20 protein-coding genes are annotated in these 23,649 nt (G+C 53.4%); 12 read left to right on the plus strand and 8 right to left on the minus strand.

The window, feature by feature from the left end; genetic code table 11:
• The first annotated feature begins 190 nt into the window (after window positions 1-190).
• From hsdR to ptsN, 11 genes are all read left to right on the plus strand, one after another.
• Window positions 191-2,551 carry an EcoAI/FtnUII family type I restriction enzme subunit R gene (gene hsdR / locus AUQ41_RS02250; protein ID WP_063086375.1) on the plus strand — a complete coding sequence of 787 codons (2,361 nt, stop codon included), beginning with the start codon at window positions 191-193 and terminating at the stop codon, window positions 2,549-2,551.
• Window positions 2,548-4,005: a class I SAM-dependent DNA methyltransferase gene (locus AUQ41_RS02255; protein ID WP_063086377.1), complete on the plus strand. Its 1,458-nt coding sequence runs from the start codon at window positions 2,548-2,550 to the stop codon at window positions 4,003-4,005. Before hsdR ends, AUQ41_RS02255 begins: the two co-directional genes overlap by 4 nt.
• A 2-nt stretch (window positions 4,006-4,007) precedes the next feature.
• A complete protein-coding gene (locus AUQ41_RS02260) occupies window positions 4,008-5,726 on the plus strand; it encodes a restriction endonuclease subunit S (RefSeq protein WP_063086379.1) in 1,719 nt (572 codons plus the stop codon).
• Window positions 5,727-6,056: 330 nt separating this feature from the next.
• Window positions 6,057-6,671, plus strand: a complete 615-nt coding sequence (locus AUQ41_RS02265; RefSeq protein WP_008888701.1) for a ribonuclease D — start codon at window positions 6,057-6,059, stop codon at window positions 6,669-6,671.
• Window positions 6,672-6,832: 161 nt separating this feature from the next.
• A complete protein-coding gene (locus AUQ41_RS02270) occupies window positions 6,833-7,852 on the plus strand; it encodes an SIS domain-containing protein (protein WP_232308286.1) in 1,020 nt (339 codons plus the stop codon).
• 3 nt (window positions 7,853-7,855) lie between these two features.
• Window positions 7,856-8,611, plus strand: coding sequence for an LPS export ABC transporter periplasmic protein LptC (lptC, locus tag AUQ41_RS02275; protein WP_063086384.1), 756 nt, complete (start codon window positions 7,856-7,858; stop codon window positions 8,609-8,611).
• Between the two features lie 10 nt (window positions 8,612-8,621).
• Window positions 8,622-9,515: an LptA/OstA family protein gene (locus AUQ41_RS02280; RefSeq protein WP_063086386.1), complete on the plus strand. Its 894-nt coding sequence runs from the start codon at window positions 8,622-8,624 to the stop codon at window positions 9,513-9,515.
• Between the two features lie 14 nt (window positions 9,516-9,529).
• Window positions 9,530-10,363 carry an LPS export ABC transporter ATP-binding protein gene (gene lptB / locus AUQ41_RS02285; RefSeq protein ID WP_008888697.1) on the plus strand — a complete coding sequence of 278 codons (834 nt, stop codon included), beginning with the start codon at window positions 9,530-9,532 and terminating at the stop codon, window positions 10,361-10,363.
• Between the two features lie 64 nt (window positions 10,364-10,427).
• A complete protein-coding gene (gene rpoN, locus AUQ41_RS02290) occupies window positions 10,428-12,008 on the plus strand; it encodes an RNA polymerase factor sigma-54 (RefSeq protein ID WP_063086388.1) in 1,581 nt (526 codons plus the stop codon).
• 150 nt (window positions 12,009-12,158) lie between these two features.
• Window positions 12,159-12,755 carry a ribosome hibernation-promoting factor, HPF/YfiA family gene (gene hpf, locus AUQ41_RS02295; protein WP_008888695.1) on the plus strand — a complete coding sequence of 199 codons (597 nt, stop codon included), beginning with the start codon at window positions 12,159-12,161 and terminating at the stop codon, window positions 12,753-12,755.
• A gap of 38 nt (window positions 12,756-12,793) precedes the next feature.
• Window positions 12,794-13,258 (plus strand): PTS IIA-like nitrogen regulatory protein PtsN, encoded by a 465-nt coding sequence (gene ptsN, locus AUQ41_RS02300; RefSeq protein WP_008888694.1) that lies wholly within the window; start codon window positions 12,794-12,796, stop codon window positions 13,256-13,258.
• A 129-nt stretch (window positions 13,259-13,387) separates the two neighbouring features.
• On the opposite strand, the gene AUQ41_RS02305 is transcribed toward ptsN, so the two are convergent.
• From AUQ41_RS02305 to AUQ41_RS02330, 6 genes are all read right to left on the minus strand, one after another.
• Window positions 13,388-14,953 (minus strand): MFS transporter, encoded by a 1,566-nt coding sequence (locus AUQ41_RS02305; protein WP_063086390.1) that lies wholly within the window; start codon window positions 14,951-14,953, stop codon window positions 13,388-13,390.
• 152 nt (window positions 14,954-15,105) lie between these two features.
• A complete protein-coding gene (typA, locus tag AUQ41_RS02310; protein WP_063086392.1) occupies window positions 15,106-16,917 on the minus strand; it encodes a translational GTPase TypA in 1,812 nt (603 codons plus the stop codon).
• Window positions 16,918-17,354: 437 nt separating this feature from the next.
• Complete coding sequence (locus AUQ41_RS02315; protein WP_008888691.1) at window positions 17,355-18,344, minus strand: adenosine kinase; 990 nt, start codon at window positions 18,342-18,344, stop codon at window positions 17,355-17,357.
• Between the two features lie 679 nt (window positions 18,345-19,023).
• Window positions 19,024-19,989, minus strand: coding sequence for a SirB1 family protein (locus AUQ41_RS02320; protein ID WP_063086395.1), 966 nt, complete (start codon window positions 19,987-19,989; stop codon window positions 19,024-19,026).
• A gap of 93 nt (window positions 19,990-20,082) precedes the next feature.
• Window positions 20,083-20,715 (minus strand): BON domain-containing protein, encoded by a 633-nt coding sequence (locus tag AUQ41_RS02325; protein ID WP_143588679.1) that lies wholly within the window; start codon window positions 20,713-20,715, stop codon window positions 20,083-20,085.
• A 148-nt stretch (window positions 20,716-20,863) separates the two neighbouring features.
• Window positions 20,864-21,727 carry an AraC family transcriptional regulator gene (locus AUQ41_RS02330; RefSeq protein WP_063086397.1) on the minus strand — a complete coding sequence of 288 codons (864 nt, stop codon included), beginning with the start codon at window positions 21,725-21,727 and terminating at the stop codon, window positions 20,864-20,866.
• A 32-nt stretch (window positions 21,728-21,759) separates the two neighbouring features.
• Between AUQ41_RS02330 and AUQ41_RS02335 the strand changes: the two genes are divergently transcribed.
• Window positions 21,760-22,167 carry a DUF2000 family protein gene (locus AUQ41_RS02335; RefSeq protein ID WP_063086399.1) on the plus strand — a complete coding sequence of 136 codons (408 nt, stop codon included), beginning with the start codon at window positions 21,760-21,762 and terminating at the stop codon, window positions 22,165-22,167.
• A gap of 25 nt (window positions 22,168-22,192) precedes the next feature.
• Here AUQ41_RS02335 and AUQ41_RS02340 read toward each other — a convergent pair whose 3' ends face one another.
• A complete protein-coding gene (locus tag AUQ41_RS02340; protein ID WP_063086401.1) occupies window positions 22,193-22,576 on the minus strand; it encodes a YraN family protein in 384 nt (127 codons plus the stop codon).
• Between the two features lie 2 nt (window positions 22,577-22,578).
• On the minus strand, window positions 22,579-23,637 hold the full coding sequence (rsmI, locus tag AUQ41_RS02345; RefSeq protein ID WP_083952708.1) for a 16S rRNA (cytidine(1402)-2'-O)-methyltransferase: 1,059 nt from the start codon (window positions 23,635-23,637) through the stop codon (window positions 22,579-22,581).
• Between the last annotated feature and the right edge of the window lie 12 nt (window positions 23,638-23,649).

Raw genomic sequence — 23,649 nt, forward strand, 5'->3', positions numbered from 1 at the left:
GCCTATGACCATCGTAGCCTACCGATTCTATGATTATCTGTTTGCATCCAGCTCAATACGAGTGTCGTGCCCGTCGGAATCTCGCTATGAGGGCATTTTTTCCCGCAAACTATTGCTTAAAATGACAATCAAGATATTGTTCGGCATGGCATATTTATGAGGTGAAGAAGACGTTCGGGGGGCATTGGCTATGAAGATGTCTGAAGCCGATGTGAAAACCAAACTCATCACACCGGCAATCAAGAAATCAGGCTGGGATATTAACAGCCAAATGCGGGAAGAAGTTACTTTCACCGCCGGACGCATCATTGTGCGCGGTAAGATGACGGCACGAGGCAAAACCAAGCGTGCCGACTATATCCTCTATTACAAGCCGAACATTCCCCTAGCTATTGTCGAAGCCAAAGACGATTCCCATACTGTCGGCTCAGGAATGCAACAAGCCCTTGAATATTCGGAGATGCTGGACATTCCGTTTATCTTCTCATCCAACGGTAAGGGATTCTTGTTTCACGACAAATCGGGAACCACGGAGAAGCTGGAAACCGAACTCACCCTCGATGAGTTCCCATCCCCTGATGTGCTGTGGCAGAAGTTCAAAGCCATGAAGGGTCTTTCCGAAACTGCCGCAGAGATTGTCTCCCAAGATTACTATGATGACGGCAGTGGTCGTGCTCCCCGCTATTACCAATCCATAGCCATCAACAGAACCATCGAAGCCATTGCCAAGGGGCAAAACAAGATTCTTCTGGTTATGGCGACGGGAACGGGCAAAACCTACACGGCATTCCAAATCATCTGGCGTTTGTGGAAAGCCAAACAAAAGAAACGCATCCTTTTCCTTGCCGATAGAAACATCCTTGTTGACCAAACCAAACAACAGGACTTCGCCCCTTTTGGTGACAAGATGACGAAGATTCATAACCGGACAGTAGACAAGTCCTATGAAATCTATCTGTCTCTGTATCAGGCAGTCACAGGGACCGAGGAAGAGCAAAACATATACAAGCAGTTCTCCCCGGACTTCTTTGATTTGATTGTCATTGACGAGTGCCACCGTGGAAGTGCATCCGAAGCCTCGGCATGGCGAAGAATCCTCGATTACTTCTCAAGCGCGACCCATATCGGTTTGACGGCAACGCCAAAGGAAACAAATGACGTTTCCAACATCGCCTACTTCGGCGAACCCGTTTACAGCTATTCCCTGAAACAAGGCATCAGCGATGGCTTCCTTGCGCCTTACAAGGTCATTCGCATTGATTTTGATAAGGACCTAGAGGGCTATCGCCCTGAAAAGGGCAAGACGGACAAGTTCGGCAATCTGATTGAAGACCGCATCTATAACACCAAGGACTTTGACCGAACCCTTGTTCTTGAAAAGCGCACAGAAAGGGTTGCTCAAAAGGTGACGGAGTTCCTCACGGAAACAAACCCCTATGACAAGACCATCATATTCTGTGAAGATATCGACCATGCCGAGCGCATGAGACAAGCAATTGCCAACGCCAACCCAGAGCGCATGGCAGAAAATCACCGTTACGTCATGCGGATTACAGGCGACAATCCTGAAGGCAAAGCCGAGCTGGACAATTTCATCAATCCTGAATCCAGATACCCCGTTATTGCTACCACCTCAAAACTGATGACCACAGGGGTAGATGCCAAAACCTGTAAATTGATTGTCTTGGACCAACGCATCCAATCCATGACCGAGTTTAAGCAAATCATCGGTCGTGGCACACGGGTCAACGAAGAGCACGGTAAAAAGTTCTTCACCATCATGGATTTCAAAAAAGCCACTGAGCTTTTTGCGGACCCTGATTTTGATGGGCAACCCGTTCAAGTCTATACCCCAGAACCAGATGGTAATGTTGTCCCCGACGATGGTGAAACGCCAGACAATGTAGATGATAGTGGGCAGGAAATCCCTCCTGATGTCACATGGGACAACCACGAAGACAGCGAAGGTCAGCAGAAATACTACATCAATGATGTTGAAGTGGATGTCCTTTCAAAGCGGGTTCAATATCTCGATGCCGACGGCAATCTGATAACGGAATCCTTGAAGGACTATTCCCGCAAGAGCATCACCAAGGAGTTTGAAACCTTGGATGCCTTTTTGCGTCGCTGGAACGAAGCAGACAAGAAGACCGCCATCATCAAGGAACTTGAGGAACAAGGTGTTCCTGTCAACGTCTTGCGGGAAACCGTTCCAAATGGTGAGTCTTACAGCACCTTTGACCTGATCTGCCATGTCGCTTACGGACAACCCCCACTGACTCGGAAAGAACGTGCCGAGAACGTCAAAAAACGAAACTATTTTGCCAAGTACGAGGACAAAGCCAGAGCAGTTTTAGAAGCCCTACTTGATAAATATGCCGATGAAGGTTTGACGACATTGGAGGACAACAAAATCCTCATGATGGCCCCCTTCCCGCAAATCGGTACCCCCACTGAAATCATTAAATCTATTTTCGGCGGTAAGGCTCAGTATGGCAAAGCCATCAATGACCTTGAAACCGAGCTTTTTAAACAGGACCAACCTGCATGAGTAACGTATCGGGCATCATCAAATCCATCCAAGACATAATGAGAAAAGACGTTGGTGTGGATGGTGACGCTCAAAGGATTAGCCAGCTCGTCTGGATGTTCTTTCTGAAAATCCTTGATGACCGTGAAGAGGAGCTTGAACTCCTTGATGATGACTTCACTTCCCCGATGCCAGAAAACCTGCGCTGGTGTAACTGGGCGAAGGATGCTGAAGGCATTACAGGCGATGCCTTGCTTGATTTTGTCAACAACGAGCTTTTCCCCAAACTGAAAGAACTGCCGTCAACGGGTGCAGAAGGGCAACGCGCCACTGTCATCAAAAACGTGTTTGAGGATGCCTACAACTATATGAAGTCTGGCACCCTGATGCGCCAGGTCATTAACAAAATCAACGAGATTGATTTTAACGCAAGTGATGACCGCCATACCTTTGGCGACATTTACGAACAAATCCTCAAAGACCTTCAAAGTGCCGGAAACGCAGGTGAGTTCTACACGCCACGGGCCGTCACCCAGTTCATGGTGGATATTCTTGACCCCAAGCTGGATGAAAAGGTCTTTGACCCTGCCTGTGGAACAGGCGGTTTCTTAGCCTGCACCATTGACCACAAACGCGCCAAGTACGAAAAAAGTGCCGAAGACAGGGAGACTTTGCAAAAGTCTATCTTTGGCGTTGAGAAAAAGTCTCTCCCCCATTTGCTTGCCGTTACCAACATGGTTCTGCATGGCATTGATGTTCCCACCAACATTCGACACAGCAACACCCTGTCCCGCCCTTTGGTGGATTACTCAGAGTCCGACAGGGTTCAAGTGATCCTGACCAACCCGCCTTTTGGTGGTATGGAAGAAGACGGCATTGAAAACAATTTCCCCGCCAGCTTTCGAACCCGTGAAACGGCAGACCTCTTCCTTGTGCTGATTATCCATCTTCTGAAAGAAGGCGGTCGGGCTGGCGTTGTTTTGCCTGATGGCACTCTCTTTGGCGAGGGCATCAAAACCCGCATCAAAGAAAAGCTCCTGACGGAATGTAACCTGCACACCATTGTCCGATTGCCGAACGGTGTTTTCAATCCATATACGAGCATTAAAACCAACCTCTTGTTCTTCACCAAGGGTGAACCAACGAAAGACGTTTGGTTTTATGAGCATCCGTATCCCGAAGGCTACAAAAGCTATTCAAAAAACAAGCCCATGAAGATTGATGAGTTCGAACCTGAAAAGGCTTGGTGGCATAATCGGGAAGAAAATGACCACGCTTGGAAGGTGTCATTTGAAGACATCAAGGCGAACAACTTCAATTTGGACATCAAGAATCCCAACATTCAAGATGTCACGCATATGGACCCTGCCGAACTGTTGGAAAAGTTCAACAAGAACCAGCAGGACATGACAGCAACTCAGGACAAGCTGAAATCCATTCTCGCTGAAGCCTTAAATCGTTTGGCGGGAGAATAACTATGGAAAAAGAACTCTTTCTAACCGAGTTCGGACACCTCGCCCAAGGACCCGATGGCGTTAAAAAGCTCCGAGACTTGATTTTGCAGTTGGCTGTTCAGGGAAAGCTGGTTGAGCAAGACCCGAATGATGAGCCAGCTAGTGTTTTGTTGGAGAGGATTAAGAAAGAACGCGCCCAGTTAATTAGCAAGAACAAAATCAAGAAAAACAAAAGAGCCGGAATTTTTCCGGGAAGTAGTGAAGTTTATGAAATCCCTTCAACTTGGTGTTTAACATCATTATATGAAATTGGCTCAATTAACCCGAGAAACGAAGCAGAAGACGAAGAAGACGCAGGCTTCGTTCCAATGCCTTTAATTTCTCAATTTTATGGAGAGCATCATTCTTACGAACTTAAAAAGTGGGGAAACATAAAAAAAGGTTACACTCAGTTTGCTGATGGGGACGTGGGATTAGCTAAAATCACACCTTGTTTTGAAAACAGCAAATGTTGCGTATTTTCCAACCTTCCAAACGGTATTGGCTCGGGAACCACGGAACTGCACATCTTTAGGGATGAAACTCATAATGTCCTGTCTGAATATGTATACCTATTTCTCAAGTCGCCGTATTTTCTTGAAGATGGAAAACAACACATGACTGGTTCCGCTGGTCAGAAACGTGTTCCCACAGACTATTTTTCACAAAAACCTCTTCCCCTCCCACCCCTTGCCGAACAGAAACGCATCGTCGCTAAGGTCGATGAACTCATGGCTTTGTGTGATGAGCTGGAAGCCACTCAAGAAACAAATATCACCCTTAAACGTGACTGTGTTGCTTCCACCCTTCATCATCTATCCGAAGCCAGTGACAAAGATGAAATCAAATCCAACTGGTCTATTGCTGAGAACAATTTTGGCAAATGGTTTGATGACCTCGAAACGGTCAAAAATCTGAGGGCAACAATTCTTCAATTGGCTGTGCAAGGGAAGCTCGTTGAGCAGGACCCGAATGATGAGCCAGCTAGTGTTTTGTTGGAAAAAATAAATGCAAAGAAAGATTTGCTAATTAAAACTGGGAAATTGAAGAAAACTAAGTCTCTACCGCCAGTAACAGACCGTGATGTAACTTTTAATATTCCAAGAAGCTGGTCATATGAACGCCTCGGTAATCTAACCGCTAAACTGGGTTCAGGAAGCACACCTCGCGGTGGCAGTAGAGTTTATACAAAGGAAGGAATACCTTTCCTCCGTTCACAAAATGTCTGGAATGATGGCTTACGGCTGGATGACATTGCTTACATTCCCGAAGACGTTCATCAATCCATGAACAACACACATGTATTTCCAAACGACATATTATTGAATATCACAGGTGCGTCTTTGGGGCGTTCAACAGTTTTTCCTGAAGAGTTAGTGACAGCTAATGTTAGCCAGCACGTTACCATAATCAGAATGTTATTTCCTGAAATGGTCCCGTTCGTTCATTTAGGCATTCTTTCTCCGCTCGTGCAAAGACTTGTCTGGGGGAGGCAGGTCGGAATGGCTATTGAGGGCTTAAGCAAAAAAGTACTAGAGCAATTTGAGTTTCCAATCCCTCCACTTGAGGAACAAAAACGCATTGTTGCCAAGGTCGATGAACTCATGGCTCTATGCGATCAACTGGAAACCCAAATCCTGTCATCCCAAACCCTGAATCAGACTCTTATGGCGTCCCTCTGCCATCACATGACCGTGAACTGATATGATAAATAGCTGGGGACTAATGAGCTGAACTTCGATTCTTAGTTTGCTCATTGGTAACACTACTGGTATACAAATCTAAATTTGTGAGGAAATCTCCATAGGTTTTCTGCGGTTTTCAGGAGATTTTTGTTCAATCTTCTCCTGGGCACCATACCCCAGCACATTTCAGATGTGCTGGGGTATTGTCGTTTTGGCTTACTATTTCCGAATTTGTCTGATGGGCGCTGCTTGTGGCGTCGAAAACCGCGCAATTGGTACGACTTTTGCGATGCGATGCGCGGTTTGCTGTGTTAAGAACAGGCAAATTTTGACATTTGGAGAACCGCGATGACCAATTTCCTCCATCTCGGAGATCTGCCGGGTGACCTTGACCTTGGAAAGGTTGTGGCCATTGACAGTGAGACCATGGGCCTTAACCCGCACCGCGACCGTTTGTGTGTCGTGCAGCTTTCAAGCGGGGATGGCAATGCCCATCTGGTCAAGTTTGATGGGGAAGATTACAGCGCACCGAACCTGAAAAAGCTACTGGCCGATCCGTCGGTCCTGAAGCTGTTTCATTTCGGGCGTTTTGACATCGCAGTAATGGACAAATATCTCGGTGTGCGCTGTGCGCCGGTCTATTGCACCAAGATCGCGTCCAAACTGGTGCGCACCTATACCGACCGTCATGGTCTGAAGGATGTGTTGCGCGAAACCGTCGGGGTCGAGATTTCCAAGCAGCAGCAGAGCTCCGACTGGGGTGCGGCCGAGCTTTCCAAGGAACAGATCGATTATGCCGCGTCGGACGTTTTGTATCTGCACAAGGCCAAGGAAGAGCTTGATCGTCGTCTGGCGCGCGAAGGGCGCACCGAGATCGCGCAGGCCTGTTTTGACTTCCTGCCGACCCGCGCGACGCTTGATCTGGCGGGCTGGGAAGAAACCGATATCTTTGCCCATTCATAAGGTCGGCATAAGGCCGGTTAACCATCTGTGAAGATTGGCGGTGTATGGGGGATGCAATAGAATTGACCCCCACGCCAACCGGGTTCATAGTTTTGGCCCAATGATCTTGCAAGATGGGTCAAATAGCCTATCTCCGGGCGGGAAACGCTAACAAGAAACAGATGACAGTGACCCCAGTCTCAAAAGACGTCTCAAACGAGTCCCCAAAAGTGCCAGCACCGGCGAGTGACGCCGATCTTGCAATCGCGCGCCGTGTTCTTGATATCGAGGCCAATGCGCTGCGCGAGCTTGCAGAATCGCTTAATGGTGAGTTCTGCAACGTCATCAACCTGATCGAGGGCCTGAAAGGCCGTCTTGTTGTTACCGGCATGGGCAAAAGCGGCCATATTGCCAAGAAAATCGCCGCGACCTTTGCCTCGACCGGCACCCCGTCCTTTTTCGTGCATCCGGCCGAGGCCAGCCACGGTGATCTTGGCATGATTGGCAAGGATGACGCAGTTCTGGCCCTGTCCAATTCCGGTGAAACCCCGGAACTTTCTGACATTATTGCTTTTACCCGGCGCTTTAACGTGCCGTTGATCGGCATGACCCGCAAACCGGAAAGCTCGCTTGCCAAGCAGTCCGACTGCCCGCTGGTCCTGCCTGCAAGCCCGGAAGCCTGCCCGAACAAGCAGGCGCCGACGACATCAACCACCGCCATGCTGGCCCTTGCCGATGCGCTGGCGGTGACATTGATGGAGCGGCGCGGCTTTACATCCGAGGATTTCCGCACCTTCCACCCCGGTGGCAAGCTGGGGCAGCGGTTGTTGCATGTCCATGACGTCATGCACGGGGTTGATACCCTGCCCCTGATTTCGCCCGATGCCCTGATGGCCGAGGCGCTTGTCACCATGACCAGCCATTCGTTTGGCTGTGTCGGTGTGGTTGATGATGCCGGTGTTCTGGCCGGGATCGTGACCGACGGCGATTTGCGTCGTCACATGGCCGACAATCTGGTGGCGATGAAGGTGGGTGATGTCATGACCACTGGACCGAAAGTGACCAGTGCCGATGCCCTGGCGGTTGAGGCACTTGCCATCATGAATGACCGTTCGATCACATCCCTGTTTGTCTTGGATGACGGTGGTGTGCCGGTGGGCCTTGTGCATATCCATGATCTGTTGCGCGTCGGGGTGGCATAACGCATGAGCACAGAGGGCACGCCACAGGTCGAAGACCACGAAAAAAGCCAGAAGGCAGCAGCGCATGACGAACGTCAGGCGCGCCATGAGCGTGGCTTTTCGCGTGATCGCATGCCCTCGGCCCGGCGCAATGTGCGGATCAATCCATTCCGCCGTGTCATCGTCAATATGCTGAAATTCGTGCTGCCGCTGATCGCAATGACGATCATGGCGCTGGTCGTCCTATGGCCGCAGATCGAACAGGTTCAGGATAGCGGTTTTCGGCTTGGCTTTTCGACCTCGCCCGAGGATCTGATGGAAAATGTCGCGATGAGCAATCCGCGCTTCTTTGGTGTGGATGGCAATCGCCAGCCCTTTACGGTGACGGCCAGCGAGGCCGTTGAAACCGACGCAACCGAAACACGGCCCGATCATGTCTATCTGTCCGGTCCGCAGGCCGACATCACGCTGAATGACGGATCGTGGATTGCGATGACCGCCAATGAAGGCTTCTATACCGAAACCGACGGGATGCTTGACCTGGTGGGTACGGTCAATATGTACCACGATAACGGTTTTGAAATTCACACCGAGGAAGCTGAAATCGCCATGAATTCCGGCAGTGCCAGTGGCGATGTGCCGGTTGACGGGCAGGGGCCGTTTGGCACCATTGCATCGGATTCCGGGTTTGAGCTTGAAGACAAGGGGGCGGTGATCCGCTTTTTGGGGAAATCCCGGCTGGTGATTTTCGACAGTGCATTGAATTCGACGGAGCAATGAGAGGGAAGTCATGATTGCGATGCCGCATCTCGCCCGCAAGACTGGAACGCTGCTGACACCCCTTATGCTGGGGGGGCTTATGCTGGGTGCGGCCGCGCTTGGCCTGTCGGCCATGACACAGCATGCTGCGGCTAATCCGTTGGGTTTGGCCCAGAATGGCAGTGGCGGGCTTGAAGTCGAGTCTGATAACGGCATCGAATGGCGCCGCAATGAACAAATTCTGATTGCCCGTGGCAATGCGGTGGCCAAACGGGGTTCTTCGCGGGTTGATGCCGACGAGTTGCAGGCGCTCTATCGCGATCGCGACGGCAATAGCGAGATTTACCGCATCATCGCGGTTGGCAATGTCAAATTGTCGTCCGATACCGATGTCGCGGTCGGTGATCGTGCAGTCTATGACATTGACGAGGCCGTGGTTGTTCTGACCGGTGATAACCTTAAATACAGCACGCCCAATGAAACCCTGACCGCGCGCGACAGCCTTGAATACTGGGAGACAGAGCGGGTTGCGGTTGCACGCGGGGATGCAGTAGCGGTGTCCGAGGATCGCACGCTGCGCGGGGATGTTTTGACCGCGCGCTTTGAGGCCGGTCCGAATGGCGCAAATGATTTGCGCCGCATCGACGGGCAGGGCAATGTGAATATTCGCACAGCAACAGAGTTTGTTGTTGGTGATCAGGGTGTTTATGATGCGAAAACAGGTATCGCCACCCTTATCGGATCGGTTAAGATCACCCGCGGGGAGAACCAGTTGAACGGGGATCGTGCCGTGGTCGATCTGAATACCGGGATCAGTCGTCTGACGGCTGACGGTAATGGCGATGGCAAAACCCGCGTTCGGGGCCTTCTGGTTCCGCAAAAAGACGAAAACAACAGCCCGGCCGATGCCGGGACCGGTAACTGAGAAAGGTCGGTCATTTGTTCTGGTCGCGCAAAAGCGTAAAATCCGACAACGCAAAGGCGACAGCTGTATCTGGCAGCGCACAGCCAACTGACGGCGGGGCAAGCGGCCCGCGCCTGATCACCACCAACAAGGGTCTTGTGGCGCATAATCTCGGCAAGAGCTTTAAGAAGCGCCCGGTGCTGAAAGATGTCTCTGTTTCGGTGCAGCGCGGCGAGGCGGTTGGCCTTCTGGGGCCGAACGGGGCCGGCAAGACCACCAGTTTTTATATCATTACCGGCCTGATTGCCGCAGACCGTGGCACGATCTCCCTTGATGGGCGCGATATCACCATGATGCCGATGTATCAGCGTGCGCGCATGGGAATCGGCTATTTGCCGCAGGAAGCCTCGATCTTCCGCGGCATGACGGTTGAACAGAACATCATGGCCGTGCTTGAAGTGGTCGAGGATGACCGCATCAAGCGCGAACAGTCGCTTGAAGACCTTTTGGCAGAATTTGCCATCGAACATTTGCGCCGCACACCGGCCCTGGCCCTTTCGGGCGGGGAGCGTAGGCGTTGTGAGATCGCGCGTGCCTTGGCAGCCCATCCGAACTTTGTTCTGCTTGATGAACCACTTGCCGGGATTGACCCGATTGCAGTGGGGGATATTCGCGATCTTGTACGTCATCTGAAAGATCGTGGCATTGGGGTCTTGATTACTGACCACAATGTGCGCGAGACTCTAGACATTATCGACCGGGCATATATCTTGCATGATGGTCGGGTTCTGATGGAAGGTGGTCCTGAGGAAATCGTCAGAAACGACGATGTACGAAGGGTTTATCTGGGCGATCGTTTCAGCCTTTGATAACACCCACCAGACCGTCAACCAAGTCTAGGGGGAGTTCGGATTGACACGGGGTAGTGCATAAATGGCCCTGAAGGCGCGTCTGGATCTACGCCAGTCCCAGTCACTTGTCATGACTCCCCAGCTGCAGCAGGCAATCAAACTGCTGCAATTCAATAATATTGAGCTTTCCAATTTCATCGACAGTGAACTGATGGAAAACCCGCTGTTGGAGCGGGCCGATCCCGGCCAGACCTATGCCGAGGCCGGTGATGGTGCGGTTGGCAATGGTGATGAAGGCCTTGATAGCCGATCAAACGACAATTTCACCGACCGCGATGACCGGTTCGGCACGGATCGCCTGACCTCCAGCGAAACCATGGGCAGTGATGACGGCCCGCTGGATGTTTCAAGTGACGCGCTTTATGGCGGCGAGGGTGAAATCACCCGCAACGGTGAACCTGTTTCAGGCAGTCACGATTATTCCGCGCCCTATAGTGGTGGGGCAGGTGGCGGTGCCGGCGGTTCGGCCGCGGGTGGGGATGACCTTCCGGGGCTTGAGCAGACGCTGGCCGATGAAGCCACATTGCGCCAGACCCTTGATGATCAGCTCAATATCGCCTTTGCCGATGCCACGTCGCGTATGATCGGAAGCTACCTGATCGATATGCTTGATGAAAACGGCTATATCAGTGGCGATCTTGATGAAGTTTCCGAATCCCTTGAATGCGATCTGGCAGATGTCGAACGAGTTCTGAAGGTCATGCAGGGCTTTGATCCGGTTGGCATTTTTGCCCGCGATCTGGCGGAATGCCTGGAATTGCAACTGCGCGAACTCAACCGGTTTGATCCGGCGATGGCGGCCCTTCTGGGCAATCTTGATTTGCTGGCCAAGCGGGACTTTGATCGCCTGCGTCGGGTGTGCGGCGTCGATTCGGATGATCTGCATGACATGATCGCCGAGATCAAAACCCTTGATCCGCGCCCGGGCAAGACCGCCGATGGCGAAATCGCAACCCCGGTGATCCCGGACGTTTTGATGCGTGCGGCGGGCAATGGCAACTGGCACCTGGAACTGAATTCCGAAGCCCTTCCACGGGTTCTGGTCAATGAAGACTATGTCGCCCAGATCGGGTCGGGCCTGCGCGATCGCGAAGAGCGTGGCTTCATGAGCGAGAAGCTGCAAAGTGCCAACTGGCTGGTCAAGGCGCTGCATCAGCGTGCGACCACCATCATGAAGGTCGCAAGCGAAATCGTGCGCCAGCAGGACGGGTTCTTTACCCACGGGGTTGCGCATCTGCGGCCACTGATCCTGCGCGACATTGCCGAAGCAATCGGCATGCATGAAAGTACGGTTTCACGTGTTACCAACGGCAAGTTCATGTCGACGCCGCGCGGCATGTTCGAGCTGAAATATTTCTTCACCACGGCAATTTCATCTTCAGATGGTGGGGACGCCTATTCGTCCGAAGCGGTGCGTCACCGGATCAAGTCCTTGATCGACAACGAAGAACCCAAGAAGATTTTGTCGGATGACAAACTGGTTGAGCTTCTGGGCAAGGAAGGGATCGACATCGCGCGTCGAACAGTGGCAAAATACCGCGAAGCGATGCGCATCCCATCGTCAGTGCAGCGTCGGCGCGAGAAAAAATCACGTGCTTCCTAGCACGAATTTATCGAAAAAACGCACCTTAAGGTGCTGTAATTCAAGGGAACATACCCATATCTTGACTTGGTAATGACGAGGGAATATGGTGCGCCCACCTACGAGAGGGGCACCAAACTGGTATGTCACTCAACCGGGGATAGGCGATCCATGCAAATTACGGTTATCGGTAAGCAACTTGACGTTGGCGATGCTTTTCGCCAGCACGTCGTCGAGACCTTGGACCCTGCAGTAGAGAAGTATTTCGATCACGCGATTGAAGCCACGGTGACCGTCACCAAACAGGCACATCTCTATCACGCGCAGATTTCGGTCCATGTCGGCAAGGGCATGATGGTTCAGGCCAAGGCATCAGCGAACGAGGTTTATCCCGCGTTTGATGCAGCCTGTGACAGAGTGGCCAAACAGTTGCGGCGTTATAAACGGCGCCTGCGTGATCATCACGCAACCCGTGACCACTATGAGGAGGCTCGCCTGGAGGCGATCCACTATGTGATCGCACAGGAAGATGAAGATCAAACGGACGATAATCACACAAATGGCTTCGAGCCTGTGATTGTTGCCGAGACACCCGATCGCATCGATACGCTTTCCGTTGGGGAAGCTGTCATGCGGCTCGACTTGGGGGACATTCCGGCACTGATGTTCCGGAATGGCAAACATGGCGGACTGAACGTTGTCTACCGTCGCTCGGACGGAAATATCGGCTGGTTGGACCCAAACGATAATGAAGCGAGTGGCGCGTGACAGAAACAGATTCCGAGCCAAACAACGCAACGCGAAAAATGGACATATCATCTATTCTTACTCCGTCCGGAGTTATTCCGGCACTGCGTGCCGGTGCGAAGAAGGCTGTGCTTGAGGAACTTGCCGAAAAGGCCGCCGAAGTTACCGGCCGCCCTGCAAGCGAGATTTTCTCTGTCCTGCTTGACCGTGAAAAGCTTGGCAGTACCGGTGTCGGTGGCGGTGTCGCGATTCCGCATGGCAAGCTCAATGATCTGGACCGCCTGTATATGGTTTTTGCCCGTGCAGGCAATCCGATCGAGTTTGACGCGGTTGATGAACACCCGGTCGACCTTTTCTGCATGCTGATTGCGCCCGAAGAAGCCGGTGCCGATCACCTGAAAGCACTGGCACGGATTTCCCGTCTGCTGCGCAACCAGGGCATGTGCGACAAGCTCCGCGGTGCCGGATCTGCAGATGCGATTTACGCATTGCTGACCCAGGACGAGGCCGAACAGGCCGCCTGAAAAGGTCAGTGAGTGGCGGGTAACCCCCGTAACAGAAACAAGATTTTAAAAACCGGACGCCTGATTGGGCGTCCGGTTTTGTTTTGGGATCTTGGACCCGACGGTGGACCGGTTTGGTTTATGGCCTGATCAGGCTTCGGCGGTCTTGGGATCTTCGGGGTCCTTTACGTCGGTCAGGCGCGCGGCCAGAACAACGAGATAAAGCACCGGAATGCCAATCACGGCCGTGCCGATAAAGAACCAGCTATATCCGACCGCATCAACCACCGTGCCCGAGAAGCCGGCAAGGATTTTCGGGAACAGGGTCATGATCGAACTGAAGATCGCGTACTGCATCGCCGTGAACGAGATATTGGTCAGGCCCGACAGATAGGCGATGAAGGCTGCCGTTGCGAGACCACCCGACAGGTTATCTGCCATGATGACAACGACAAACATCGTGGTGTCGGGGCCAAGCTGTGCCATGAAGGCAAACAGGACATTGGTGATTGCTGATAACAACGCGCCAAGAAACAGGATCCGCACCACGCCATAGCGGACCGACAGAACCCCGCCCAGGAAACTGCCGCCAATGGTCATGAACAGGCCGAATGTCTTGGAAACGGCGGCGATTTCTTCCTTGGAATAACCAAGGTCGGTGTAAAACACGTTGGCCATCACGCCCATGACGATATCGGCGATGCGATACACCCCGATCAGGGCCAGGATGACGATGGCCGCCTTGCCATAGCGGTCGATGAAGTCCTTGACCGGCGAGATGTAGGTTTCCTGAACCATGCCGGTCGGTGTCAGGCCAACCCGCGTGGTGAGCCAGGCAACAAGGATGGCAAATCCGACCGAAATGGCCAGTTTGACGGTACCGGCAATGAAGCCTGACAACTCGCTGATCATACCGCCATCAGTCAGGGCGGTTTTCAGCGGATTGGTGATTTCCCCGGCATAGACATTGGCAAGGATGAAGGCGATCACGGTAATCGCAAACATCGCAAGAAACCGGACATAGTCCGATGTTTCGTGGAAATATTTGCTGTCGAGCTTTACGACTTTGGGCTCGCTGACAAGAAGGGTGGTGATCACGCCCACACACATCGCAAGTGCCATGCAGGCATAGGCCACCGTCCAGGCATGGTGTTGATAGGTACCTTCAGCCTCAAACAATCCGGCAATGGTCAGGGCCCCGGCACCAGCGACGATCATGCCGATGCGATAACCACCGATATAGGCCGAACTCATCATCGCCTGAAGGTCGGCATCGGCGGCCTCGATCCGATAGGCATCAATAACAATGTCCTGGGTGGCCGAGGCAAAACCAAGCGCAACCGCGGCAAAGGCCATCATGGTCAGGTTTTCTGCCGGGTCGGTCAGTCCCATCCACAGGATGGCGGCGATGATGCCGCCCTGGGCAATGATCAGCCAGCTACGCCGACGGCCCAGAATGCCGTGCAAAACCGGCAAGGGCAGCCGGTCAATCAGCGGTGCCCAGACAAACTTGAAGGAATAGCCAAGTGCCGCCCAGCTGAAATAGGTGACGGTGGAACGATCCACACCCGCTTCGCGCAGCCAGATCGACAGGGTGGAGAAAATCAGAAGGATGGGAATGCCGGCCGACAATCCCAGAAACAGCATCGTGATCACGCGCGGATGAATAAAGGCCCCAAAGGCCTCGCCCCAGCTTCGTTTTTCTGCGCTGCGCATCGATTTCCCCCAACTTGAAGCATGCTGTCATGAAGCTAGGCCAAACAGGTTAAGGAAAGCCGAAACATCGGGCCGTGTTGCGAAACGCGCACAGCAAAAAGGCCGATCCATATGGACCGGCCTTTTTGAATTCGGCTTGGCAAGAGAAAGGCTTAGCCTTCTTTCTTGCGGCTTTCGCGCTTACGCACGTTCGGATCAAGGTGCAGCTTACGGATACGAACGCTTTTCGGGGTCACTTCGACCAGTTCGTCGTCCTGAATGTAAGACAGCGCTTCTTCAAGCGACATACGACGCGGCGGTGTCAGGGTAACAGCTTCGTCCTTGCCCGACGCACGAACGTTGGTCAGCTTCTTGCCCTTGAGCACGTTGACTTCAAGGTCGTTGTCACGGTTGTGTTCACCGATGATCATGCCCTGATAGACGCGTTCGCCATGTTCGATGAACATGATGCCACGATCTTCAAGGTTAAACAGGGCATAGGCCACGGCTTCGCCCTGATCGTTGGAGATCAGCGCACCGTTACGACGGCCAGCGATAGAGCCCTTGACCGGGCCATAGGAATGGAAGACGCGGTTCATAACGCCGGTACCGCGGGTATCGGTCAGGAATTCACCGTGATAACCGATCAGGCCACGCGATGGCGCAATAAAGATGATACGGGTCTTGCCGCCACCAGAAGAACGCATGTCGGTCATTTCAGCCTTGCGCAGGCTCATTTTCTCGACCACGACGCCGGAATATTCCTCGTCAACGTCAACCTGGACTTCTTCGAACGGTTCGGACAGAACGCCGTCGATTTCCTTGAACAGAACGCGCGGACGCGAGATCGACAGTTCGAACCCTTCGCGACGCATGGTTTCGACCAGAACGCCCAGCTGAAGTTCGCCGCGACCGGCAACTTCAAACGCATCCTTGTCTTCGGTTTCACCGATCTTGATCGCGATGTTGCCTTCGGCTTCGCGTTCCAGACGGGCACGGATCATGCGCGAGGTAACCTTGTCGCCTTCCTGACCGGCCAGCGGCGAGTTGTTGACCGAGAAGGTCATCGCCAGGGTCGGCGGATCGATCGGCTGGCTTTCGATTGCGGTGGTAACTTCGGTGGAGCAGATGGTGTCCGCCACGGTTGCTTCGGTCAGACCGGCAATCGCGATGATGTCTCCGGCAACGGCCTCTTCCTGCGGGACACGTTCCAGACCGCGGAAGCCCATCAGTTTCGACAGACGGCCGGTTTCAACCGTGCCATCGCCACGAATAACCTTCACCGGCATGTTGAGTTTCGCACGGCCCTGATAAACACGACCGGTCAGAATACGACCTAGGAAGTTATCGGCATGCAGCATGGTTGCCAGCATGGCAAACGGTGCTTTTTCATCAACGTCCGGTGCCGGGACGTGGCTCAGAACCAGTTCCATCAGCGGGGTCAGGTTTTCTTTCGGGCCTTCCGGGTTTTCAGCTGCCCAGCCGTCACGACCGGATGCATACAGAACCGGGAAGTCGAGCTGTTCTTCGGATGCTTCGAGCGATACGAACAGATCGAAAATCTCGTCGAGGACTTCCTCGGCGCGCTGGTCCGGACGGTCGATCTTGTTGATGATCACAATCGGCTTCAGACCGAGTTTAAGCGCTTTGCCCAGAACGAATTTGGTCTGCGGCATCGGGCCTTCGGCCGAGTCAACCAGCAGGACAACACCTTCAACCATGGACAGGATACGTTCGACTTCACCACCGAAATCGGCGTGGCCCGGGGTATCGACGATGTTTACGCGGGTTTCGCCCCACTGAACGGCCGTCGGTTTCGCGACGATGGTGATGCCACGTTCACGTTCCAGGTCATTGCTGTCCATGGCGCGTTCGTCAACACGCTGGTTGTCACGATAGACACCGGACTGGCGGAACATGGAATCGACCAGCGTGGTTTTGCCGTGGTCAACGTGGGCGATGATGGCGATATTGCGCAAGCTCATGGGCGCGGACTCCAGAAATAAAAATGCCGCGCGCCGGGTCATGCCCATGCGCATCGGTCAGTAAGTAAGTGTTTCAAGGCCAGTAGATATTCAGCAACAAGCGCGATGGTTGCCGCCGCCGGCATCACCGGTGGGAAACCCACATCAACGTATGTGCTGAATGTTTACTGGCCCGGATCGTAATCGTGCAGATATACCCGAAGGCCGCCCTGTCATAGCCAATGTTAAGGCGAAAGGCCAGCGTTGTAAGCGCCATGTCGGGTTGATTATTCTGCAATGCGGGCTGTTTGCGCCAAACTCTGGACAAAGTCAATGATTGTGTTGCGCTGCAGCGCCATGCAAACCCGGCCTTCGCGACAGAAAAAACGGGACGGCAACGAAATGTTGCCGTCCCGTGAAATCTTTCAAACATCCGCACTCGTTATATAAAAGAGCGATCAGAGTGCCTTTGCGATCAGTTCCTTAAGATCCGCATCCGGGCGCGCACCCATATGCGAAATCACCTCGGCAGCACAGATCGCACCCAGCTGACCACAGATTTCAAGAGTGTGACCCTGGGTGTAGCCATACAGGAAGCCCGACGCGAACAGATCGCCAGCACCCGTGGTATCGACCACTTTGGCGACCGGTTCGGCACTGATTTCATAAAGTTCGTCCTGGCTTACGATGACAGCACCCTTTTCACTGCGGGTCAGGGCTGCAACGCGGCAATGCTTGCGGACTTCGGCCAGTGCTTCTTCAAAGGTCTCGACCTCGTAAAGCGACTTGATCTCTTCCTCGTTGGCAAACAGGACGTCGATATGGTCGTCGACCAGTTCGCGGAAGGATTCGCGGTGGCGATCAACGCAGAAGGAATCAGACAGGCTGATCGAAACCTGACGGCCGGCATCATGGGCAACCTTGGCGGCCTTAACAAAGGCATCCTTGGCTTCGGGGCGATCCCACAGATAGCCTTCCATGTAGGTGACTTTGGCGGATTTGATCAGATCTTCGTCAATATCATCCGGGCCAAGCTCGGTGCAGGCACCGAGGAAGGTGTTCATGGTACGGTGACCATCCGGGGTGACAAAGATCAGGCAACGCGCGGTCGGGGAACCTTCGGTCGCGGCCGCAGAATCAAAAGCGACACCAATCGCACGGATGTCATGGCGGAAAACCTGGCCAAGCTGATCGTCACGCACCTTGCCGATATAGGCACCCTTGCCGCCAAGGGCTGCGATGCCAGCCATGGTATTGCCAGCCGATCCGCCCGACATTTCAAGGCCCGGGCCCATCTGGTCATAAAGCGCATCGGCCCGGTCGGCATCAATCAGGGTCATGGCGTTTTTGACAAGCTCAAGACGCGCAAGGTCTTCTTCCTTGCAGTGGGCAAGGACGTCGACAATGGCGTTGCCGATCCCGACGACGTCGAATTTGGTGTCGTTCATATAGTAAATTCCTGCGGTTATGTGGGCTCAGACCCTGATTTATACGGCACAGTGAAAAACCGGCAAGCCACGCCGCGCGTGCCTTGGCCTGATCATTTTCAGTGTGCCTGATACTGACTGTTGCGGAGTATAGGGAATGCGATTTTCGGTGCAAGCTTTGCAACTGTTTCGTGCCCGGTCGTTTAACCTGTCCTTAACTTCGCTAAAAAACTGCAAAAGATGTTTTTTTAGGTGTTGATCGGCGAAATTCGATCTGGATCCGGTTCGAATTTACGGGCCAGGAATGCAAAAATTGATTTTGAATGCGCACTGCCAAGAACGGCCGCGCGCAAAGCCCCGGAAATCAACGGTTCGGGCTTTGTTTAGGTTTTTCGCAGGTAACAGCGCGCAAATGGTGCGAAAACCCCGCAAAAATATCGAAACAAGAAGATTTATATGATTTTGAAGGGCCAATTCGCCCGGTTTTGCGATGGATAGATTTCAAGACAAACCGGTTTGTCTTTGGATAGATGCAAATAACAAATGCTATCATGCGATATATAAATAACTTTACTTGACCCTAAACATGGAAAATGGCTATTTCATTGCCAGGTGAGCTGGCGCGATGTTGATCTGGCACATCGCGCCAAATGCGACAATTCCAGCACGCAGCACAGGATTTTTGGGTGCTATTTCGGGGTTATTTATCGGGGAAAAGCGGGATCGGAGCATTGTCGTCTGCCGATCCGGTGTCGTCCTTGTCGGTGTAATCCGGCACGACCTTGTTCTTTTCCGTATGTGCTGTTCCGGGGCCCGCTTCATGACGGACCCTTTCATACAATTCTTCGATTACCGCTTCGATCCGGGCGCGATGAAGCGGGTCTTCGCAACGTTTGACGAACTGTTCAAACGCACCAAGCGCCATATGGTCCTGGTCAAGGCGGGCATAGAGCGCGCCAAGCTGATGCCAAAGCCCTTCATGGTCCGGCGCGATCAGCAAACTGTGTTCGACAACACGGGTTGCGAGCTCCAGTTCACCGGCGCGAAGCGCCCGTACCTTTATGTTGTTTTGAAGTCGTAACAAAATATCGATGTCGGATGACGGCCGGTAATGATGCGGTGCAAGTTCGGCATCAAGGCCACTGAATGACTTCAGCAATTCACGTAATTCTGCCGGACCGAGACTGATCGCGCCATGGAACGGGTCGATCATCTTGCGTTTGCCATTGGCCTGCACGCGCAGCAGGAAATGACCGGGAAAATCAATACCGGTGACGGCAATACCGCACCGCATGGCGGCGTGGATATAGAGCATGCCAAGTGCGACCGGCAGGCCGCGCTTGCGCTCAATCACCTGCATCAGATCGGCATTGGCAATATCATCATAGTTTTCCGCATCCCCTTGAAAGCCATTGCGTTCGGCAATCACGGTCTGCAAGGCGCGCACGACCTGATCAATGGTCGGCTCGGCTTCCTTGTCATCAACCGGCAGGGCCTGCTGATCCGTGCCATCGGTGGCAAGATCGGGCTGCAAGGTCAGACCCGCCAATTCGGCACGGACCTGATCGGCGAGATCATCCAAAATCGCAATGAACGGCGCGACATCGCGTTTATGGGTGCCATTCGATTGGTTCAGGCGGGCAAAATGCAGGGCTGCCTCGGCCACGCTGGCGTCAGGTTTCAGGCCCTTGCCATAATCGACAAGCCATTGGCGATCCGGATCGGTCGGTGCTGTTATGTGGCTTACGGTACTGATGGCTCAGGTTCCTTGTCGGATGGCATCGTCTTTCAGACGGATATGACTGACAACCCGTTTGACATAGCTGGTGTCCCGGGCATGTGAAATCACGCGACTGCGTTCATGGTCGTCCTGGGCAATTCCCATCAGATGGACGGTGCCATTGACGGTCTCTACGCTGTAATTGATGGCGAAAACATCACCATCAAACATCAATGCAGTCTTGATCTTGGTGGTGATCAACAGATCACTTGCACTATCAACAAGCGTCAGGCCGTCACCGATCTCAATCTCGTTATGAACACTTTTGACCCCGCTAACCTGCCAGCTTAACCGTACAGCTTCAAGTTGATCAGCCACGGTGGGCACCTGACCGGCCAAAAGAACTTCGCCTTCAACCACTTCAATCTCGATATCGAGAAACAGCTTTTCGTCCTGTGCCAGAAACTTCTGCCAGATCTGGGCGGTGATCGCCGTATCACTGACAGCACCGTTAAAGCCGCGTTCCTGAAAGGCGGCAACACCGGCGGTTGCGCCAGCTCCGAGCACAACGGATGTGGGCGTGCATCCCGAAAGCGGCAAAATGCACATACCCGTCAGCAGAAGTGCCCTGGCAAAGCCAAGTGGTCGATTGACCATTCTTATTGGTGACATTAACGGATGTCTCGTCCAGTTCCCCCAAGTCTTACAACACCCATCATGGCCCGCGGGGGTTAAAGAGACTTAAAATACTGGCCGGTTTATCAGTAAAAATGCATTTTTCTGCAAATTCATGCCTGAAATCGACGCAACAGGCCGACGATCACAGGTTGTTGCTGGCGAACAATTCCGCCCAACGCCCGGGTGACACACCATAAGTCTGGCGGAAATGGCGGTTGAAATGGCTTTGATCGGCAAATCCGGTTTCGGCGGCAATTCCGGCCAGGGGTTGCCCAACCATCATCAATGCCCGCGCCTTTTGCAGGCGACGCATCATCAAATATCGATAGGGTGTGGTTCCGAACCGCGCACGGAAATGCCGGATCAGGCGAAAATGGTCCATACCGGCAACCTGTTCAAGCTCGTCAGATTGAACCGGACGGTCAAAGTTGTCTTCCAGAAAGGCGCGCACCTGATCCATGCTTTGGCTGGCCGTAAAGCGCGGGCGTTTCAGTGGTGCCTTGGCATGTAGTGACAGGCGCTGGGCGATGTCGCTGACAAACTGATCGCGCAAAAGCGGATCCATGTCGCTCTCAAGTTCCCCCAAAGCCGAGGCCATGATCGACCACAAAACCGGGTCCTGAATAACCGGTTCACCGACAAAGGGCAGGGGATCGGCGTCGTGATCAAGGCCTGATCGCAACAAGGCCGGTTCAAGATACAGCATGCGATATTGCAAGCCGTCCTCGGTCCCAGCCCCACCGTCATGCAGCTCGTCAGGATGCAGGATGATGATATTGCCCGGATTACTGGCGCGAAATTCCCCGCGATAATTAAAAGTCTGGACACCTTTTAAGGTGATGCCCAGCGCATAGGTATCGTGGCGATGCGGGGTGAACATATTGCCGTAAAAAAGGGCTTCGATCCGCTCGATCCCCGGTGCGGTCGGGGCAGCAACGAAGCGTTCGCGCCTTTTGCACAAACGTTCAATACCGCGATCATCTGCCTGTTCTATTGCTTCTTTCATTACCGGATCATCCGACCGACTGGAGGAAGTGAATGTTTGATACCAAAGTCGCCCTGATTTTGCGCAATGACCTTGAAACTTGGCAATCCCTGAATGTGACGGCCTTCCTTATGAGCGGCATTGTCGCCCAAACCCCCGATATCATCGGCGAGCCCTATATCGACGCCAACCAGAATATCTATAACCCGCTGTCACGTCAGCCTGCCATCGTTCTGGCCGCCGATGGCGATACCATTGCGAAAATCCATCAGCGCGCCTTAAACCGCGGTGTCCGGGTATCGGCCTATATTGAGGAAATGTTTGCCACTGGCCACGATGCGGCCAATCGGGATGTTTTTGCCAAAGCGGATCCTGAAACGGCAAAGTTTGTTGGTATTGGCATTCATGCTGATAAGCGCAGTGTGGATAAGATCACCAAGGGTGCGAAAATGCATCCCTAAGACCAACAAACTGCAGGAATGCCTGCTACGAAACCTGCCAGGCATTCCTGAGATGCTCGATCCTGCCCCAATTTCGAACAATCATCAGATCAAGGCGCAGGTCACCTGTGTGGCCGATCTTGCCCGCGTAGGTTTCAAGGGCACGGGCGATGCGGCTTTGTTGCCTTGGGGTAATAGCATGCAGGGCGGTTGTGCGGTCGGCACGGTTTTTGACCTCAATCGCGACCATGACATTTCCACGCTTGGCAATGATATCGATTTCACCGACCGGGCTTTTGTGGCGGATGGCCAGAATGCGATAGCCCTTCAGGCGCAACCAGAATTCACAAAGTTTTTCCGCCCGGCGTCCGGCCTTTTCCGCCCGCTTGCGACTTGATGTATCGTCATGCACAGGACGGGATCGGGCCATGGTCAATCCGGGTCCGACTTGGCCAGTTCAAGGGCACGGTTATAAAGGTCGCGTTTCTTAAGACCGGTTTCGCGGGCCAGGATATCGGCGGCATCCTTGGTGCGGTGGGTTTTGATCAGTTCGCTTAACCGCGCGTCGATGTCTTCGGCACTTGGTTCGTTTTCGCTGGCATCGGCCGGGCCGACAACCACCACGATCTCGCCTTTGGGGGCGCCGGCCTCGTTATAATGCGCCGCCAGATCGGCAAGTGTGCCATTGCGGACTTCTTCGAACATTTTGGTCAGTTCGCGGGTCACGGCGGCTTCGCGTGTGCCCCCCAGCATTTCGGCCATATCGGTTAAGCTTGCCGCCAGTCGCTTGGGACTTTCGAGAAAGATCAGGCTGCCCGGGATCGGGGCAAAGCGGGCCAGTTCCTTTTTGCGCGCCATCGATTTGGGCGGCAGGAAGCCGGCATAAAAGAAATGATCGCTCGGCAGGCCAGACAGGATCAGGGCAACAATCGGCGACGCAGCACCCGGGGCGGCGGTCACAGTGAACCCTTCTGCCTTGCAGTCGCGTACAAGTTTGTAGCCCGGATCATTGATCAAGGGTGTTCCGGCATCGGAAATAAGGGCAAGGCCCTGCCCCTTGCCCAGACGATCCATGATTTCGGGGCGCATTTTGGCCGCGTTATGTTCGTGATAGGCGATTCGCTTGGTTTTCACGCCATATCGCGACAGCAATTTCCCCGATGTTCTGGTGTCTTCACACAGGATGACATCGGCACGTTTGAGGATTTCAAGCGCCCTGAACGTAATATCGCCCAAATTTCCGATTGGAGTAGCGACAAGATAAAGACCAGCTGAAAGCGGCAAATGGCTTTCATCATGTTTACTTGCACCCTCGCCCGCATTACCCTGCGGACGAAACGACTTATCTGGAGGTGAGAGTGGGTTGTCCGAAACGTCATCCGTCACAGAATCGGATGCAGAAAGAGGCGCTGCCGTGTCAGGCGTTGTCAGATCGGGATCGGTTTTCGGATCTATTTCCGGCTTGGGGCCGGATTGCGCGCCGGACGGCATCTGTGGTTGTCC

Origin of the sequence: Thalassospira sp. MCCC 1A02898 (assembly GCF_001618185.1) — a bacterium.
Taxonomy (GTDB): domain Bacteria; phylum Pseudomonadota; class Alphaproteobacteria; order Rhodospirillales; family Thalassospiraceae; genus Thalassospira; species Thalassospira tepidiphila.

What these genes read in the sequence shown, in the direction of transcription:
- hsdR (WP_063086375.1), top strand. Translation starts at nt 191, where the DNA reads ATGAAGATGTCTGAAGCCGATGTGAAAACCAAACTCATCACACCGGCA.
- AUQ41_RS02255 (WP_063086377.1), top strand. Translation starts at nt 2,548, where the DNA reads ATGAGTAACGTATCGGGCATCATCAAATCCATCCAAGACATAATGAGA.
- AUQ41_RS02260 (WP_063086379.1), top strand. Translation starts at nt 4,008, where the DNA reads ATGGAAAAAGAACTCTTTCTAACCGAGTTCGGACACCTCGCCCAAGGA.
- AUQ41_RS02265 (WP_008888701.1), top strand. Translation starts at nt 6,057, where the DNA reads ATGACCAATTTCCTCCATCTCGGAGATCTGCCGGGTGACCTTGACCTT.
- AUQ41_RS02270 (WP_232308286.1), top strand. Translation starts at nt 6,833, where the DNA reads ATGACAGTGACCCCAGTCTCAAAAGACGTCTCAAACGAGTCCCCAAAA.
- lptC (WP_063086384.1), top strand. Translation starts at nt 7,856, where the DNA reads ATGAGCACAGAGGGCACGCCACAGGTCGAAGACCACGAAAAAAGCCAG.
- AUQ41_RS02280 (WP_063086386.1), top strand. Translation starts at nt 8,622, where the DNA reads ATGATTGCGATGCCGCATCTCGCCCGCAAGACTGGAACGCTGCTGACA.
- rpoN (WP_063086388.1), top strand. Translation starts at nt 10,428, where the DNA reads ATGGCCCTGAAGGCGCGTCTGGATCTACGCCAGTCCCAGTCACTTGTC.
- hpf (WP_008888695.1), top strand. Translation starts at nt 12,159, where the DNA reads ATGCAAATTACGGTTATCGGTAAGCAACTTGACGTTGGCGATGCTTTT.
- ptsN (WP_008888694.1), top strand. Translation starts at nt 12,794, where the DNA reads ATGGACATATCATCTATTCTTACTCCGTCCGGAGTTATTCCGGCACTG.
- AUQ41_RS02305 (WP_063086390.1), bottom strand. Translation starts at nt 14,953, where the DNA reads ATGCGCAGCGCAGAAAAACGAAGCTGGGGCGAGGCCTTTGGGGCCTTT.
- typA (WP_063086392.1), bottom strand. Translation starts at nt 16,917, where the DNA reads ATGAGCTTGCGCAATATCGCCATCATCGCCCACGTTGACCACGGCAAA.
- AUQ41_RS02315 (WP_008888691.1), bottom strand. Translation starts at nt 18,344, where the DNA reads ATGAACGACACCAAATTCGACGTCGTCGGGATCGGCAACGCCATTGTC.
- AUQ41_RS02325 (WP_143588679.1), bottom strand. Translation starts at nt 20,715, where the DNA reads ATGTCACCAATAAGAATGGTCAATCGACCACTTGGCTTTGCCAGGGCA.
- AUQ41_RS02330 (WP_063086397.1), bottom strand. Translation starts at nt 21,727, where the DNA reads ATGAAAGAAGCAATAGAACAGGCAGATGATCGCGGTATTGAACGTTTG.
- AUQ41_RS02335 (WP_063086399.1), top strand. Translation starts at nt 21,760, where the DNA reads ATGTTTGATACCAAAGTCGCCCTGATTTTGCGCAATGACCTTGAAACT.
- AUQ41_RS02340 (WP_063086401.1), bottom strand. Translation starts at nt 22,576, where the DNA reads ATGGCCCGATCCCGTCCTGTGCATGACGATACATCAAGTCGCAAGCGG.
- rsmI (WP_083952708.1), bottom strand. Translation starts at nt 23,637, where the DNA reads ATGCCGTCCGGCGCGCAATCCGGCCCCAAGCCGGAAATAGATCCGAAA.